Annotated in this window: 12 protein-coding genes; 11 read left to right on the top strand and 1 reads right to left on the bottom strand. The window is 68.5% G+C overall.

Annotated features, from left to right (window positions below; all coding sequences use genetic code 11):
- Positions 1-1,003, bottom strand: a 1,003-nt coding sequence (locus ACYVF6_RS15435) for a DUF3866 family protein (RefSeq protein ID WP_460521618.1), incomplete at its 3' end; no start/stop codon positions are given.
- 153 nt (positions 1,004-1,156) lie between these two features.
- Between ACYVF6_RS15435 and ACYVF6_RS15430 the strand changes: the two genes are divergently transcribed.
- The 11 genes from ACYVF6_RS15430 (at position 1,157) to ACYVF6_RS15380 (ending at position 13,192) form a co-directional block, all read left to right on the top strand.
- Entirely contained in the window at positions 1,157-2,167 is a 1,011-nt protein-coding gene (locus ACYVF6_RS15430; RefSeq protein WP_460521616.1) for a helix-turn-helix transcriptional regulator, read from the top strand.
- A complete protein-coding gene (locus ACYVF6_RS15425) occupies positions 2,164-3,144 on the top strand; it encodes a helix-turn-helix transcriptional regulator (RefSeq protein WP_460521614.1) in 981 nt (326 codons plus the stop codon). The genes ACYVF6_RS15430 and ACYVF6_RS15425 overlap by 4 nt, the downstream gene beginning before the upstream one ends.
- Before the next feature lie 134 nt (positions 3,145-3,278).
- Positions 3,279-3,662 carry a hypothetical protein gene (locus ACYVF6_RS15420; RefSeq protein ID WP_460521612.1) on the top strand — a complete coding sequence of 128 codons (384 nt, stop codon included), beginning with the start codon at positions 3,279-3,281 and terminating at the stop codon, positions 3,660-3,662.
- A 68-nt stretch (positions 3,663-3,730) separates the two neighbouring features.
- Positions 3,731-3,931: a hypothetical protein gene (locus ACYVF6_RS15415; RefSeq protein ID WP_460521610.1), complete on the top strand. Its 201-nt coding sequence runs from the start codon at positions 3,731-3,733 to the stop codon at positions 3,929-3,931.
- Positions 3,932-4,051: 120 nt separating this feature from the next.
- Positions 4,052-4,333: a Sec-independent protein translocase family protein gene (locus ACYVF6_RS15410; RefSeq protein WP_460521608.1), complete on the top strand. Its 282-nt coding sequence runs from the start codon at positions 4,052-4,054 to the stop codon at positions 4,331-4,333.
- Between the two features lie 62 nt (positions 4,334-4,395).
- Positions 4,396-5,253: a twin-arginine translocase subunit TatC gene (gene tatC, locus ACYVF6_RS15405; RefSeq protein WP_460521606.1), complete on the top strand. Its 858-nt coding sequence runs from the start codon at positions 4,396-4,398 to the stop codon at positions 5,251-5,253.
- 34 nt (positions 5,254-5,287) lie between these two features.
- Positions 5,288-6,172 carry a YegS/Rv2252/BmrU family lipid kinase gene (locus tag ACYVF6_RS15400; RefSeq protein ID WP_460521604.1) on the top strand — a complete coding sequence of 295 codons (885 nt, stop codon included), beginning with the start codon at positions 5,288-5,290 and terminating at the stop codon, positions 6,170-6,172.
- Between the two features lie 116 nt (positions 6,173-6,288).
- Complete coding sequence (locus ACYVF6_RS15395) at positions 6,289-7,209, top strand: LLM class F420-dependent oxidoreductase (protein WP_460521602.1); 921 nt, start codon at positions 6,289-6,291, stop codon at positions 7,207-7,209.
- A 57-nt stretch (positions 7,210-7,266) separates the two neighbouring features.
- Entirely contained in the window at positions 7,267-10,008 is a 2,742-nt protein-coding gene (locus ACYVF6_RS15390) for a DEAD/DEAH box helicase (RefSeq protein WP_460521600.1), read from the top strand.
- A 118-nt stretch (positions 10,009-10,126) separates the two neighbouring features.
- The gene (locus tag ACYVF6_RS15385) at positions 10,127-11,236 is read left to right on the top strand and encodes a ScyD/ScyE family protein (protein ID WP_460521598.1); all 1,110 of its coding nucleotides are present in this window, start codon (positions 10,127-10,129) and stop codon (positions 11,234-11,236) included.
- 405 nt (positions 11,237-11,641) lie between these two features.
- Positions 11,642-13,192 carry a M4 family metallopeptidase gene (locus ACYVF6_RS15380; protein WP_460521596.1) on the top strand — a complete coding sequence of 517 codons (1,551 nt, stop codon included), beginning with the start codon at positions 11,642-11,644 and terminating at the stop codon, positions 13,190-13,192.
- The last annotated feature ends 192 nt before the right edge of the window (positions 13,193-13,384 follow it).

The following is a 13,384-nucleotide window of genomic DNA, read 5'->3' as shown; positions in this document are numbered from 1 at the left end:
CCAGGCCGCGGCCCATGCACGACAGGCCCACCGGACTGGTCGAAAGCGCCGCGTCCAGCCCGTCCAGTCCGACGGTGACCAGCCGATGCCGCTCGGCCAGCGGCTTGGCGGCCGCTGATACCGAGCCGCCGAGCGGCTCCGGCAGCGCGGGCACCACGACGTCGGCGGGCGACAGCGCCACCCGGCCGTACGCCGTCAGGCTGTGATGCGAGACGCCCTGGTGCCGCGGCCGTGGATCGGCGTCGGAGACGCGCAGCGCGGCGACCGGCAGGCCACCCAGAACGGCGACGGCGTTGACCGCCTCACCCGCTGCGACGCCGGAGAAGCCCCACCGGGTGCCGGTGCCGAGGTTGCCGGGGCCCTGCGTGACGACCACCAGCTCGGCTCGCGCCACGAGCCGCGCCGCGAGCAGGCCGGAGTGGAGCGTGACCGCCTCGAGGTCACCGCCGAAGGCCTGTCCGACCGTGACCGTGCCCGCGGCGAGCCACCCGGCCGAACGGAGTCCGGCGACGGTCCGGGAGAACGCCAGCGGCAACGCACCGCCGTCGGTCATGACGTAGGCCACCCGGGTCTCGGGTCGCCGATCGTAGACACCCGCCAGGATCGCGGGCAGCGCGGAGTGCAGGTCGGCGACGACGACTGGCAGGCCGGCCAGCGAGTCGGCGTCAGCCAGGGCGGGGTGGTGCGGCGAGTCCTGCTCGTCGACGCCGCCGACCATCGCCTGCAACGGCGTGTAGCGAGCCTTGACCAGATGGCCGGACGCCGGACGATCGGCGGGCAGCCGGCCGGGGAGGGCGACCACGAAGGCATACCCGCCGGTGCCGAGCCGCAGGTCGAACGCCGCGGTGTTCAGCAGCGCGCGATCGCCGGGCTCGGGTGTGCCGACCAGCGCTTCGTACGCCAGCGCGGGTAGGGTCCCGTCCTCGGTCTCGACGCGGAGCTCGACCGCTCCGGACCAGGTTCGCCGCACCTCGCGGACCACGCCGTCCCGCCAACGCATCATGCCGCGACGGTACTCGATCGCAATCTGAGAGCAGGGCGCGTCAAGCCGGAACCGATGGCCGGAGTGCGGTACCGTTCGCATGGGTGTTCGGCTCTGCTTACCTGGGGACGACCCCAGACCTCGAACGAGAAAGCGAGAAGGGGGCGAGCGTCTGTGGCGGCACCGTCGCGGAAGTCCGAGCGGTTGATGAACCTCGTCATCTGCCTGCTCGTCTCGCGACGCTTTGTGCCCAAGGCGAAGCTCCGCCAGCTCGTCGAAGACTATCGTGAGCAGACTCCCGAGGCGTTCGAGAAGATGTTCGAGCGCGACAAGGAGGAGCTGCGCGATCTCGGCATCCCGATCGAGGTCGGCCAGGTCTCGACCGGCTTCGAGGACGAGCCGGGCTACCGCATCCAGCGCAGCGAGTTCGAGGTGCCGCCGCTGACGTTCACCGCGGCGGAGGCAGCCGTTCTCGGGCTGGCCGCGAGGGTCTGGCAGCACGCCGGCCTGGCCGAGGCCACCTCCCGCGCCGTGCTCAAGCTCGACGCCGACGGCCTCGACACCGACACCAGCCTGCTGGGCGCGCTCGAGCCTCGCCTGCCGGCCAACGAGCAGGCGTTCGAGCCGCTGTGGCACGCCGTGCAGTCCCGCACGGTCGTCACGTTCGACTATCGCCGGCCGGGCGGCCCCGGCCCGCAGCACCGCCGGCTGCAGCCATGGGGCATCCTCAACTGGCGCAGCCGCTGGTATGTCGTCGGCCACGACGAGGACCGGCAAGACACCAGGATCTTCCGGCTGTCCCGGATCACCGGCAAGGTACGCCTGCTCGGCCGGGCCGGAGCCTTCACCGTGCCCGAGGGTGTCGACCTGCGCGCGGAGGCCGAACGCCTCGCGCCGGCCGAGCGGCGCGGCAAGGCGCAGCTTCGGGTGCGGGCCGGCCACGGCAACGGCTTACGCCGCCGCGCGTCGTCGGTCGAGGCCGATCCGGCGCATCCGGGCTGGGACGTGATCGGCCTCGTCTACGGCGACGCCGGCTCGCTGGCCGAGGAGGTCGCCGCCTACGCATCCGACGTGGTGGTCCTCGATCCGCCCGACATCCGTGACGCCGTGATCCAGCACCTCAAGTCGCTGGTCGCCGGCACCACCGAGACAGCCCAGGCCGCACGTGCGGGGGAGCACAGGTGAGCACAGCCAACAGCGCCAAGGAGCAGGTACGCCGGCTGCTGGCGTTGCTGCCCTACCTCCTCGCGCATCCCGGCGCCCGGGTCGCCGACGTCGCGCGGGTGTTCGGGATCTCGGAGAAGCAGTTGGTCGCCGATCTCGGCGTGTTGTGGTTCTGCGGCCTGCCGGGCATGATGCCGGGCGACTACATCGAGGTCGACATGGACGCCGTGGAGGGCGAAGGCGTCATCCACGTGTCGAACGCCGACTATCTCGCCCGCCCGTTGCGGCTGTCGGCCGACGAGGTGCTGAGCCTGCTGGTCGCCCTCCGAGTGCTGCGCGAGTCCGGGCAGTTGGCCGAACGCGAGCTGATCGACCGGGTGATCGCGCGGCTGGAGGAGGCCTCCGGGCAGGCTTCGGCCGCGGCCAAGCAGGTCGAGATCCAGCTCGACACCTGGGAAGACCCCGAGATCCGGGCGACCGTGCAGGACGCGCTCAGCCGGCGCCGCCGTCTGCACCTGAGCTACTGGGTGCCCACTCGCGACGAGACCACCGAACGCGACGTCGACCCGATGCAGCTCGCGATCGCCGACGGTCGCAGCTATCTCGAGGCGTGGTGCCACCGGGCCGAGGACGTCCGCCTGTTCCGCCTGGACCGCGTGGCGGCCGCCCGCGTGCTCGACGAGGAGGCGGCACCGCCCACCCGGGCCCAGCCACGTGACCTGTCGAGCGGGCTGTTCCAGCCGTCGCCCGACGACGCGCTGGCCACGCTCGAGCTCGGGCCGGAGGCGGCCTGGGTCTCGGAGTACTACCCCTGCGAGCGAGTCGACGATCTCGGCGACGGGCGGCTGCGGATCCAGCTGCGCGTGGCCGATCCGCGTTGGCTGCGGCGGCTGGCGCTCCGGCTGGGCGGCCACGCCCGGATCCTGCAGCCCGCGGATCTCGCCGAGGCGGTTCGCGCCGACGCCGCGAACGCGCTTGCGGCCTATGACAAGGTCTGATTGCGCCCTGAAACTCCTTGCAACGCACGAGTTGCTCTGACCAGGGCCTGAAGGTCGCACTTGCTGACCACTTCCGGCCCTTTTAGGTGCGCCACAGATGCGCGAATCCGCTTCTTCGTGGCATGGTCTTCCGCATGGCAGTTCCAGGTGACAAGGTCAACGAGTCGGCCACGAGCCGATCTCGTTCGATCTCCGCCGCGCGCAAGCGCTTATACAACGCGTACAACGGTTACGTCAGAGTGCCCAATCCCGAACGGTTGGCCAACGGCCGATCCGGTGGGACGAGCCGCAAAGGCTCGTACAAGAAGGGGTGGGAGCTGCGCTTGGTGGTGCCTGCGGATGACCTGGAACGCGCTCGCCAGCTGATCGTCGCGGCCGGCTTGACACCGGCCCGGCCGTTTGTGAAGGGCCGGCAAATCATCCAGCCGATCTACGGCTACGAGCCGGTGATGGAGTACCTCGAGCTGACCGCGAGCGACGAGGAGTTGCAGCGAGTTCAGCGAATCGCCGGGCACTGAGCCCTCAGGCGTTTCTCGATGCTTCCCAGTCATCCACGATCTACCATCCGAGGGGTAGGCTGCGCTGCGTGATGTGGTGGTTGCTCCTTGGTGGAATTGCCCTGCTGGGCGTCATTTTTCATGGCATTTTGGGCAGACGTACGTGGAATCGTTACAAGGCGTTGCGTCGCGATATAGACCAGGCAACGCGTAAGATCGATGCCGCGCTGCCTGCCAGCGGGGAACACGCGGCAACGCCTGAGGAACGCCGGCCCACGCACGAACGTTGATCATGAAGATCAGCGGAACGACCGGGGTCGGCCACAACTACAAACCCCCACCCGCCCGCCGTTCTGTGGCTTGAGGACGTACTATCGGGCCAGTACAGCCGATTGGGAGGCCGAACACCCATGCCGTCTATTGGAACACCCGAACTGATCATCATCGGGATCATCCTCGTCGTGCTTTTCGGTGCCACGAGGCTCCCGAAGGCCGCGGCTGGGATCGGTCAGGCGCTGAAGATCTTCAAGAAGGAGATCCGCGACGAAGACAAGCCGGCCGAGGTCGCTCCGACCCAGCAGCAGGCAACTGTCGCCGACACGGCGCCCGCGCAGGCTCAGGCCGCACCGGTCAGCCAGGCCAACGGCACCGCGCCCGCGCAGTCGGCGAAGGACCCCGAGTCCGCCAAGTAAAGGCCCCTTATCCGACGTCGCGCCCTGACGCCAGGCCGCGCTGGTACTCCTTGGGGAGCTAGATGAGCATCTCCATCGGCCGGCTCAAGATCGGCCGGGACACGCCGAAGGATCCCGAGGGTCGGATGACCCTCGTCGAGCACCTGGCAGAGCTCCGGTCCCGGCTCATGATCGCGGTCCTGACGATCGTCGTCGGAATGGTAATCACCTGGATCTTCTACGAGCCGATCTTCAATCTGCTCAAAGAGCCGTTCTGGAGCACGATCAACCAGCTCAAGCAGGAGCGCGGGCTGGATGCGAAGCTGGTGATCGGCGACGTCGCCGGTCCTTTGATGCTTCAGCTCAAGGTCTCGCTGGTCGGCGGCTTGGTGGTGTCGTCGCCGGTGTGGCTCTACCAGATCTGGGCGTTCATCATGCCTGGTCTGCACCGCAACGAGCGCAAGTGGACGATGGTGTTCGTCGGCACGGCGGCGCCGCTGTTCATCATCGGAGTCGTGGTCGGCTACCTCGCGATGCCCAAGGGCCTCAACGTCCTGATCGACTTCACGCCGATGGAAGTGTCGAACTTCGTCCAGCTCGACACCTACCTGTCGTTCACCCTGCGTCTGCTCGTCGTCTTCGGTATCTCGTTCGAGATCCCGATCTTCGTCATCCTGTTGAACCTGGTCGGCATCCTGTCAGTTGCCCGGCTGAAGAAGTGGCGAGCACCGATCATCTTCATCCTGTTCGTGTTCGCGGCGGTGGCCACGCCCTCGACAGACCCGATCACGATGCTGATCCTCGCGCTCCCGATGAGCGCGTTGTTCCTGGCGTCAGAGGTGATCGCCCGGTTCATCGAGCGCCGCCGTCGAGCCAATCTGATTGCCGAAGGCATCGACATCGACGCGATCGAAAACGCCGCAAATCTGGACGACGACTAAGCAACCAGGAATCCCTCTCCAGTAGGCTCCCGACGTGGGTGTAGAAATTGCCGTCCTGGTCAACCCGACGGCTGGGCGCGGCAAAGGCGCCCGGATCGTCGAACCGGTGACGCAACGGCTTCGGGACGCCGGCATCAAAGCGCGCTGGGAAGCCGGCCGCGATGGTCTGGAAACGATGGACCTCGCCAGGCGCTGGGTGGCGCGCGGCGTCGACGGCCTGGTGGTCGTCGGCGGCGACGGGATGGTCCATCTGGCGCTGCAGGCGGTCGCGGGCACCAGAACCGCGCTGGGCATCGTCCCGGCCGGCACGGGCAACGACCTGGCGCGGGCGGCGGGCATCCCGCGAAACGACCCGCTGGCGGCCGCTGACATCGTGGTCGCCCGGCATGTCGCCGACTTCGATCTCGGCAAGGTGGGCGCGCACTGGTTCAGCACGGTGCTGTGCGCGGGCTTCGATTCGCGGGTGTCCGAACGAGTGGGCTCGATGCGCTGGGTCCGCGGCCGCACTCGCTACGACCTGGCCACGGTCGCGGAGCTGCGGGTGTTTCGCCCCCTGTCGTACGTCCTGGAGATCGACGGCGAGCGGATCGAGACCGACGCGATGCTGGTCGCGGTCGGCAACACCTCGTCCTACGGCGGGGGACTGCGGATCTGCGAGGGCGCCGACCCGGCCGACGGCAAGCTCGACGTCGCCACGATCACCCCGCTGCGGCGGCGCGATCTGGTGCGGTTGTTTCCCAAGCTGGGCCAGGGCACCCACCTCGACCACCCGGCGGTGACGATGCGGCGCGGCAAGCAGATCAGCCTGGCCTCGGCGGACCTGACGGCCTACGCCGACGGCGAGCGGATCGGCCCGCTGCCCGTCACGGCCGAGTGCGTCCCGGCGGCGCTGCGGCTGTACACCCCACCCCCGCGCTGAGACGGCGCCGGGAGAGTCGGGGCAATCGTTCCGCAAAGTACTTGAACTCTAGTCGTTAGTCGGCTAACGTACCCTCTCGAGACTCAACGTTAGCCGACTAAAGGATTTCTTCGCGTATGAAACTCAGCATCTCCGTCGTCGACTTCTCCTGGCCCGACGGGCCGGCCTCGATCGGCCCGCGGGTGGGCCGGATCGCCCGGACTGCCGACCAGGCCGGTTTCGACTCCATCTGGGTGATGGACCACCTGTTCCAGATCGGCATGAACGGCCCCGCCGAGGACCCGATGCTCGAGGGGTACGCCACCCTCGGCTTCATGGCCGGCCAGACCGAGCGGATCCGGCTCGGCACGCTCGTGACCGCCGTGAGCTACCGCAGCCCCGGCCTGCTGATCAAGACCGTGACGACGCTCGACGTGCTGTCCCAGGGCCGCGCCTGGCTGGGCATCGGAGCCGCCTGGAACGGCAGGGAGGCCGCCGGGCTCGGCCTGTCCTTCCCGCCGACCAAGCAGCGCTACGAGCAGCTGGAGGAGACCCTGCGGATCGCGCAGCAGATGTGGGCCGGCGACAACTCGGCGTACGAGGGTGGGCACTTCACGTTGGAGAACCCGCTCAACAACCCCAACACCCTGCAGACGCCCCACCCGTCGATCCTGATCGGTGGTTCCGGCGAACGAAAGACCTTGCGCCTGGTGGCGCAGTATGCCGACGCCTGCAACCTGTTCGACATCCCGGAAGGCGTCGAGGTCGGTGCGACCCGAGGCGGCAAGGCGGGCCTCCAGCACAAGCTCGACGTGCTGCGCGGGCACTGCGAGGCCGTCGGCCGCCCGTACGACGAGATCGAGAAGACGATCGCCAGCGGTGCCGCGCTTCCCGGCAGCGGCCGGGAGGGTGCGCAGAGTGCACAGCAGCTGGTCGACCACTACGGCGAGCTGGCCGAGCTCGGCTTCGAGCACGTGATCTTCGGCCCGGAAGGCCCGTGGACGGAGGCGGACCTCGACCTGTACGCCTCGATCGTTCCGGAGGTCGCGAAGCTCTAGCGGGACTGGGCGTGCCGCGTGCCCGGGCCGAAACGTTCAGGCCGTAGCATCAGGCGTATGAGCTCCCCGGAGGACCAGCAGTTTCCATCCGGGGGCGACCCCGGCACGCTGGACGCGTTCCGGCGGCTGTACGACTTCGATCTCGACTCGTTCCAGGTCGAAGCGTGCGAGGCGCTCGAGCTGGGCCAAGGTGTGCTGGTCGCGGCGCCGACGGGTGCGGGCAAGACCGTGGTCGGTGAGTTCGCGGTCCACCTGGCGATCTCGTCCGGCCGCAAGTGCTTCTACACCACGCCGATCAAGGCGCTGTCCAACCAGAAGTACGGCGAGCTGCTCGACCGCTACGGCTCCGACCAGGTGGGCCTGCTCACCGGCGACAACACGATCAACGGCGAGGCACCGGTCGTCGTCATGACGACCGAAGTGCTGCGCAACATGCTCTACGCCGGTTCCGGCACGCTGTCGGGCCTCGGCTACGTCGTGATGGACGAGGTGCACTACCTCGCCGACCCGTTCCGGGGCGCGGCCTGGGAAGAAGTGATCATCCACCTGCCGGAGTCGGTGGCGCTGGTCGCGTTGTCGGCCACGGTGTCCAACGCCGAGGAGTTCGGCGAGTGGATCGCCACCGTACGCGGCGACACCGCCGTGATCGTGGAGGAGAAGCGGCCGGTGCCGCTCTACCAGCACGTCATGGTCGGCAAGCGGATGTACGACCTGTTCGCCGACACGGGACGCCCGGACGACCGGCCGGCCGTCAACCCCGAGCTGGCGCGGCTGATCCGCGACCACTGGAAGGTCAGCAAGCGCGACGACCGTGGCCCCCGGCGAGGCCGGGGCAGCGGCACCAGGCGCAACAGCGGCAAGGTCGCGTTCACACCGACCCGCTACCAAGTCGCCGAGAAGCTGGAGTCCGAGGCGCTGCTGCCGGCGATCGTGTTCATCTTCAGCCGGCAGGGCTGTGACGCCGCCGTGCTCCAGTGCCTCTACTCCGGCATCCGGCTGACCACGCCGGAGGAGAAACAGCGCATCCGTGCGTTCGTCGAGGCACGCACCGCCGAGATCCCCGACGAGGACCTCCTGGTGCTCGGATACGCCGAGTGGCTGGAGGGCCTGGAGCGCGGGCTGGCCGCCCACCACGCCGGCATGCTTCCGACGTTCAAGGAGGTCGTCGAGGCGCTGTTCGCCGAGGGCCTGGTGAAGGTCGTGTTCGCCACCGAGACGCTCGCGCTGGGCATCAACATGCCCGCGCGGTCGGTGGTGCTGGAGAAGCTGGTCAAGTGGAACGGCCAGAACCACGCCGATATCACGCCGGGGGAGTACACCCAGCTCACCGGGCGGGCCGGCCGGCGCGGCATCGACGTCGAGGGCCACGGTGTCGTGCTGTGGCAGCCCGGGCTGGACCCAGCAGCGGTCGCGGGTCTCGCCTCGACACGTACCTATCCACTGCGGTCGTCGTTCCGGCCGTCGTACAACATGGCGGTCAACCTCGTCCGTGACTTCGGCCGGGAACGCGCCAGAGAGCTGCTGGAAGCGTCGTTCGCCCAGTTCCAGGCCGACCGGGCCGTCGTGGGCCTCGCCCGCCAGGTGCGGCGCAACGAGGAGGCGCTGGACGGCTATCGCGAGGCGACCACCTGCCACCTCGGCGACTTCATGGAGTACGCCGGCATCCGGCGGGCGATCTCCGACCGGGAGACCGACCTGGCCAAGCGCCGGCGGTCCGACAAACGCACCCAGGTCGTGGAGTCGCTGCGGCAGTTGCGTACCGGCGACATCATCCACGTACCGGCCGGCAAGCGGGCCGGCCTCGCGGTGGTGCTCGATCCCGGCTACGTCTCCGGCGGCGACGGGCCTCGCCCGACCGTGCTGACGGCCGACCGGCAGGTGCGGCGGCTGTCGATGACCGACTTCCCGGTGCCGATCGAGCCGCAGGGCCGGATGCGGCTGCCGCGCTCGTTCAACCCGCGCAACGCGCAGGCCCGGCGCGACCTGGCCTCGGCGCTGCGCGAGAAGGCACCCGCGGCCGACAGCGGCGACGGACCGCGCCGGCGGTCGGCCGGTCCGGCGGGGGAGGACTCGACGCTGCAGGAGCTGCGCGCCGAGCTGCGCAAGCACCCCTGCCACGGCTGCACCGACCGGGAGGATCACGCGCGCTGGGCGGAGCGCTACTTCAAGCTGGAGCGCGAGACGCGCAGCGTGCAGCGCCGGATCGAGCAGCGTTCCAACACCATCGCCCGCCAGTTCGACCGGGTGTGCGAGGTGCTCGGCACGCTCGGCTATCTCGACGGCACCCGCGCGACCACCGACGGGGAACGGCTGGCGCGGATCTACACCGAGCTCGACCTGGTCGCCGCCGAGTGCCTGCGGCAGGGCACCTGGGACGGCTTGAACGCCGCCGAGCTCGCGGCCTGCCTGTCGGCGCTGGTCTACGAGTCTCGTACGCCCGACGACGTGACACCGCCCAAGCTGCCGGGTGGAGCGGCCAAGCAGGCGCTCGCGGCACTGGTGCACATCTGGGGTGAGCTGGACGCGCTCGAGCGCGACTTCAAGCTGGACTTCCTGCGCGAGCCCGACCTCAACTTCGCCTGGGCGGCGTTCCGCTGGGCCGGAGGCGCCTCGCTCGCCGACGTGCTGGACGAGACCGGCCTGGCGGCGGGCGACTTCGTGCGCTGGGTCAAGCAGATCCTCGACCTGGCCGACCAGATCGCCGACGCCGCGGGCGAAACGGCTCTGCGCCGGACCGCAAGGCAGGCCGTGGAAGCGATGCGCAGGGGCGTGGTCGCCTACGCGTCGGTGAGCGCCTGACGTTCCGTGAACCGGTAGGTGTGTCAAGCGGGCTTTGCCGCTGATCTGTAACCGGCGCAACGGATCCTTGCCTAGTTCTTCGTCGGGGTGTTCTGTCACCCCGAGGAAGGACCGCACCATGGCAAGACGGATCGGAGTTGCGATCGCCGCGTGCGCTGCGCTCGCCCTCTCGCTCACAGGAATCACGTCCGCGCAGGCGGGCAACGGGGTCACCACGGTCGCGCGTGGCCTCGACAACCCGCGCGGGCTCGCGTTCGCGCCGGACGGCTCGCTGTACGTCGCGGAGGCGGGGCGCGGTGGCACGGGACCGTGCTTCGCCGGACCGGAAGGTGGCACGGTCTGCTTCGGCAAGACCGGAGCCATCACCCGCGTCAAGAACGGCTGGCAGAAACGGGTGATCACCCGGCTGCCGTCGATCGCGGACCAGAACACCGGAACGAACGCGATCGGACCGTCCGACGTGGCGTTCCGCGGTGACAAGCCGTACTTCACCGTAGGACTCGGCGCCGACCCCGCCATGCGCGCCGGGCTGCCAGGGCTCGGGCAGCAGGCCTCGGGGTGGCTGCTGCGTGGCAAGGGGAACGGCGGCTGGATGCAGATCGCCGACATCGCGGGCTACGAGGCCGCCGCCAACCCGGACCAGGGCGAGCCTGACAGCAACCCGAACTCCGTGGTCGCCACGGCGTGGGGCCAGGTCGTCGCCGATGCCGGAGGCAACTCGCTGGTGCGGGTGTCCCCGAGCGGCGCAGTCAGCACGGTCGCGACCTTCCCCAGCCGAATGGTCGACGCGCCACCGTTCCTCGGCCTGCCGCCGGGGACGCAGATCCCGATGCAGCCGGTGCCGACGTCCGTCGTGCGCGGCCCGGACGGCGCGTACTACGTCGGGGAGCTGACGGGGTTCCCGTTCGTGCCCGGCGCCGCTCGTGTCTACCGCGTGGTTCCCGGAAAGGCACCGACGATCTACGCGGACGGCTTCACCAACATCATCGACGTCGGCTTCGGCAAGGACGGCAAGCTCTACGTCCTGGAGATCGCCAAGAACGGGTTGCTCTCCGGCGACCCGACCGGCGCTCTCATCCGGGTCGGCCACAACGGTTCGCAGCACGTCGTGATGAGCGACGGGCTGACGGGGCCGGGCGGGCTGGCGTTCAAGGGACGTGCCGCCTACGTCAGCAACTGTGGCACCTGCGTGGGTACGGGCAGCGTGCTGCGGATTCCGCTGTCCTAGCAGAGAAGGGCGAGGTGGGGATTCGGCCGGTCAGCCTCCGGCCGGATCCCCTTTTTCAGGTCCAGGGCGGCGAGTTCAGCTTGGAAAGAAAAAGGGGACATTTCGGCGCTTTCGGGAGAGCCAGTCAGCAGAGGTGGTTCCAATTTAGGCAGCTTTAGGCCAATTCCTACTACACATAGTCGTCAGACAATTTCAACACGTGCCATTTGGTAAAGAGTAAGCAATGGTTACTGCCCAGTACTTTCTTGCCGCCATGCCCGCTTGACAGCGTTCTCAGCGAAACGGATGCGTTCCGCTGCGTGACCCCACTACGTGGCGGGACATTACGAGGGAGGGCCATTGAGGCGCACGGTACTAAGCGCCGGAGGCGCACTGGTGACAGTGCTCGCTCTGGGATCGATAGGAATGGCAACAGGCGGCGCTGCCCTTGCCGGCTCGGGTACCCCCTGGTCGGACAGTGTCGAGAAGCCGACCACGGACTCGGCTATCGCCAAGGCGCGCGCCAACGTCACCGCAAACGGTGGCAAGCTCGGATTCACCAAGGGCCAGTCGCTTTCGACGGTGGACACCATCGTCGAACGTGACGGCTCGAGTCACGTGAGATTCAACCGGACCTACAACGGACTGCCGATCGTCGGTGGTGACTTCGTCGTCCACCAGGACGCCGGCGGAAAGTTCACGTCCGCGAGCGGAAAGTTCGCGCCGTCCGGCGCGATCCGCACCGGCATCTCCACCAAACCCGGCGTCGCGGCTCCGAAGGCCGCCGACGCGGCGGCCAAGTCGGTCGCCTTCAAGGTCGCCACGTCGAAGCCGACGCTGGTCGTCGATGCCACAGGCGCCAAGCCCCTGCTGGCCTGGAGCGTCGACGTCCGAGGTGCGCGGAAGGGCGCTCCGGCAGGCGAGCGTGTCTTCGTCGACGCCACCTCGGGCAAGGTGACGCGCAGCGTCCCGACCGTGCTCAACGAGGCCGGCAAGGGCAAGAGCCTCTACCTCGGCGAGGTCGCCGTCGACACCACGAAGGAGGGCGAGCAGTTCACGCTGATCGACCCCGTACGCGGGAACGGTGCCACCTACGACGCCAAGGGCAGTGACAACCCGGAGGACAACAAGTTCCTCGACGACGACAACAACTGGGGCGACGGCACCAACAACGACGCTGCTTCCGCGGCTGTCGACGCCCACTTCGGTGTCGCCGAGACCTGGGACTACTACAAGGAGGTCCACGGCCGTAACGGCATCGCCGACGACGGCAAGGGCGCCAAGTCCTACGTTCACGTGAGCCAGAACTGGTTCAACGCCGCGTGGGACGACTCCTGCTTCTGCATGCTCTACGGCGACGGTGACGGCACCACGGCCGGTCCGCTGGTCGAGCTCGACATCGCCGGTCACGAGATGAGCCACGGCGTCACCAGCCGTACGGCCAACCTGGACTACAGCGGCGAGTCCGGCGGTCTCAACGAGGCCACGTCCGACATCTTCGGAACGATGGTCGAGGCCCACGCCAACAACGCCGAGGACGTGCCCGACTACGTCATGGGCGAGGAAATCTTCCTCGACTTCGACCCTGCCAAGAACTACATCCGCCGGATGGACAAGCCGTCGATGGATGGCCAGAGCGCCGACTGCTGGTCCGCCGACGTCGGTGACCTGGACGTGCACTACTCCTCCGGTGTCGCCAACCACTTCTTCTACCTGCTGAGCGAAGGAAGTGGCACGAAGGAGATCAACGGCGTGGCCTACGACAGCCCGACCTGTGACAGCTCCACGGTCACGGGAATCGGGAACGAGAAGGCCGCCGCGATCTGGTACAAGGCGCTGACCGAGTACATGACGTCGACGACCGACTACAAGGGTGCCCGCGAGGCCACCCTGTCGGCCGCCAACGACCTGTACGGTGCTGACAGCGCCGAGGCCAAAGCGGTCGCGGCCACCTGGACGGCCGTGAGCGTCGCCTGACAACCTGTTTGGTCGGCGAAGACCCCGGACCCGAGCACGGGTTCGGGGTCTTTGGCGGGCCATAATCGGTCCAGGCCACATAGCTGATTCCTGCGATCGGCTAGAACTGACTGTGAGAGGTGTTGGGAAGCAGTTCCGCCACCGCCCAAAGAAGCAGTACACGTGCGGTTTTCCGCTCAAGCAGTCACGGAG

The sequence above is a fragment of the Flindersiella endophytica genome, assembly GCF_054779015.1.
The sequence above is the reverse complement of the archived record's forward strand: the minus strand, read 5'-3'. Positions and strand labels throughout refer to the sequence as shown.

What these genes read in the sequence shown, in the direction of transcription:
- tatC (WP_460521606.1), top strand. Translation starts at nt 4,396, where the DNA reads ATGAGCATCTCCATCGGCCGGCTCAAGATCGGCCGGGACACGCCGAAG.
- ACYVF6_RS15410 (WP_460521608.1), top strand. Translation starts at nt 4,052, where the DNA reads ATGCCGTCTATTGGAACACCCGAACTGATCATCATCGGGATCATCCTC.
- ACYVF6_RS15385 (WP_460521598.1), top strand. Translation starts at nt 10,127, where the DNA reads ATGGCAAGACGGATCGGAGTTGCGATCGCCGCGTGCGCTGCGCTCGCC.
- ACYVF6_RS15395 (WP_460521602.1), top strand. Translation starts at nt 6,289, where the DNA reads ATGAAACTCAGCATCTCCGTCGTCGACTTCTCCTGGCCCGACGGGCCG.
- ACYVF6_RS15390 (WP_460521600.1), top strand. Translation starts at nt 7,267, where the DNA reads ATGAGCTCCCCGGAGGACCAGCAGTTTCCATCCGGGGGCGACCCCGGC.
- ACYVF6_RS15380 (WP_460521596.1), top strand. Translation starts at nt 11,642, where the DNA reads ATGGCAACAGGCGGCGCTGCCCTTGCCGGCTCGGGTACCCCCTGGTCG.
- ACYVF6_RS15420 (WP_460521612.1), top strand. Translation starts at nt 3,279, where the DNA reads ATGGCAGTTCCAGGTGACAAGGTCAACGAGTCGGCCACGAGCCGATCT.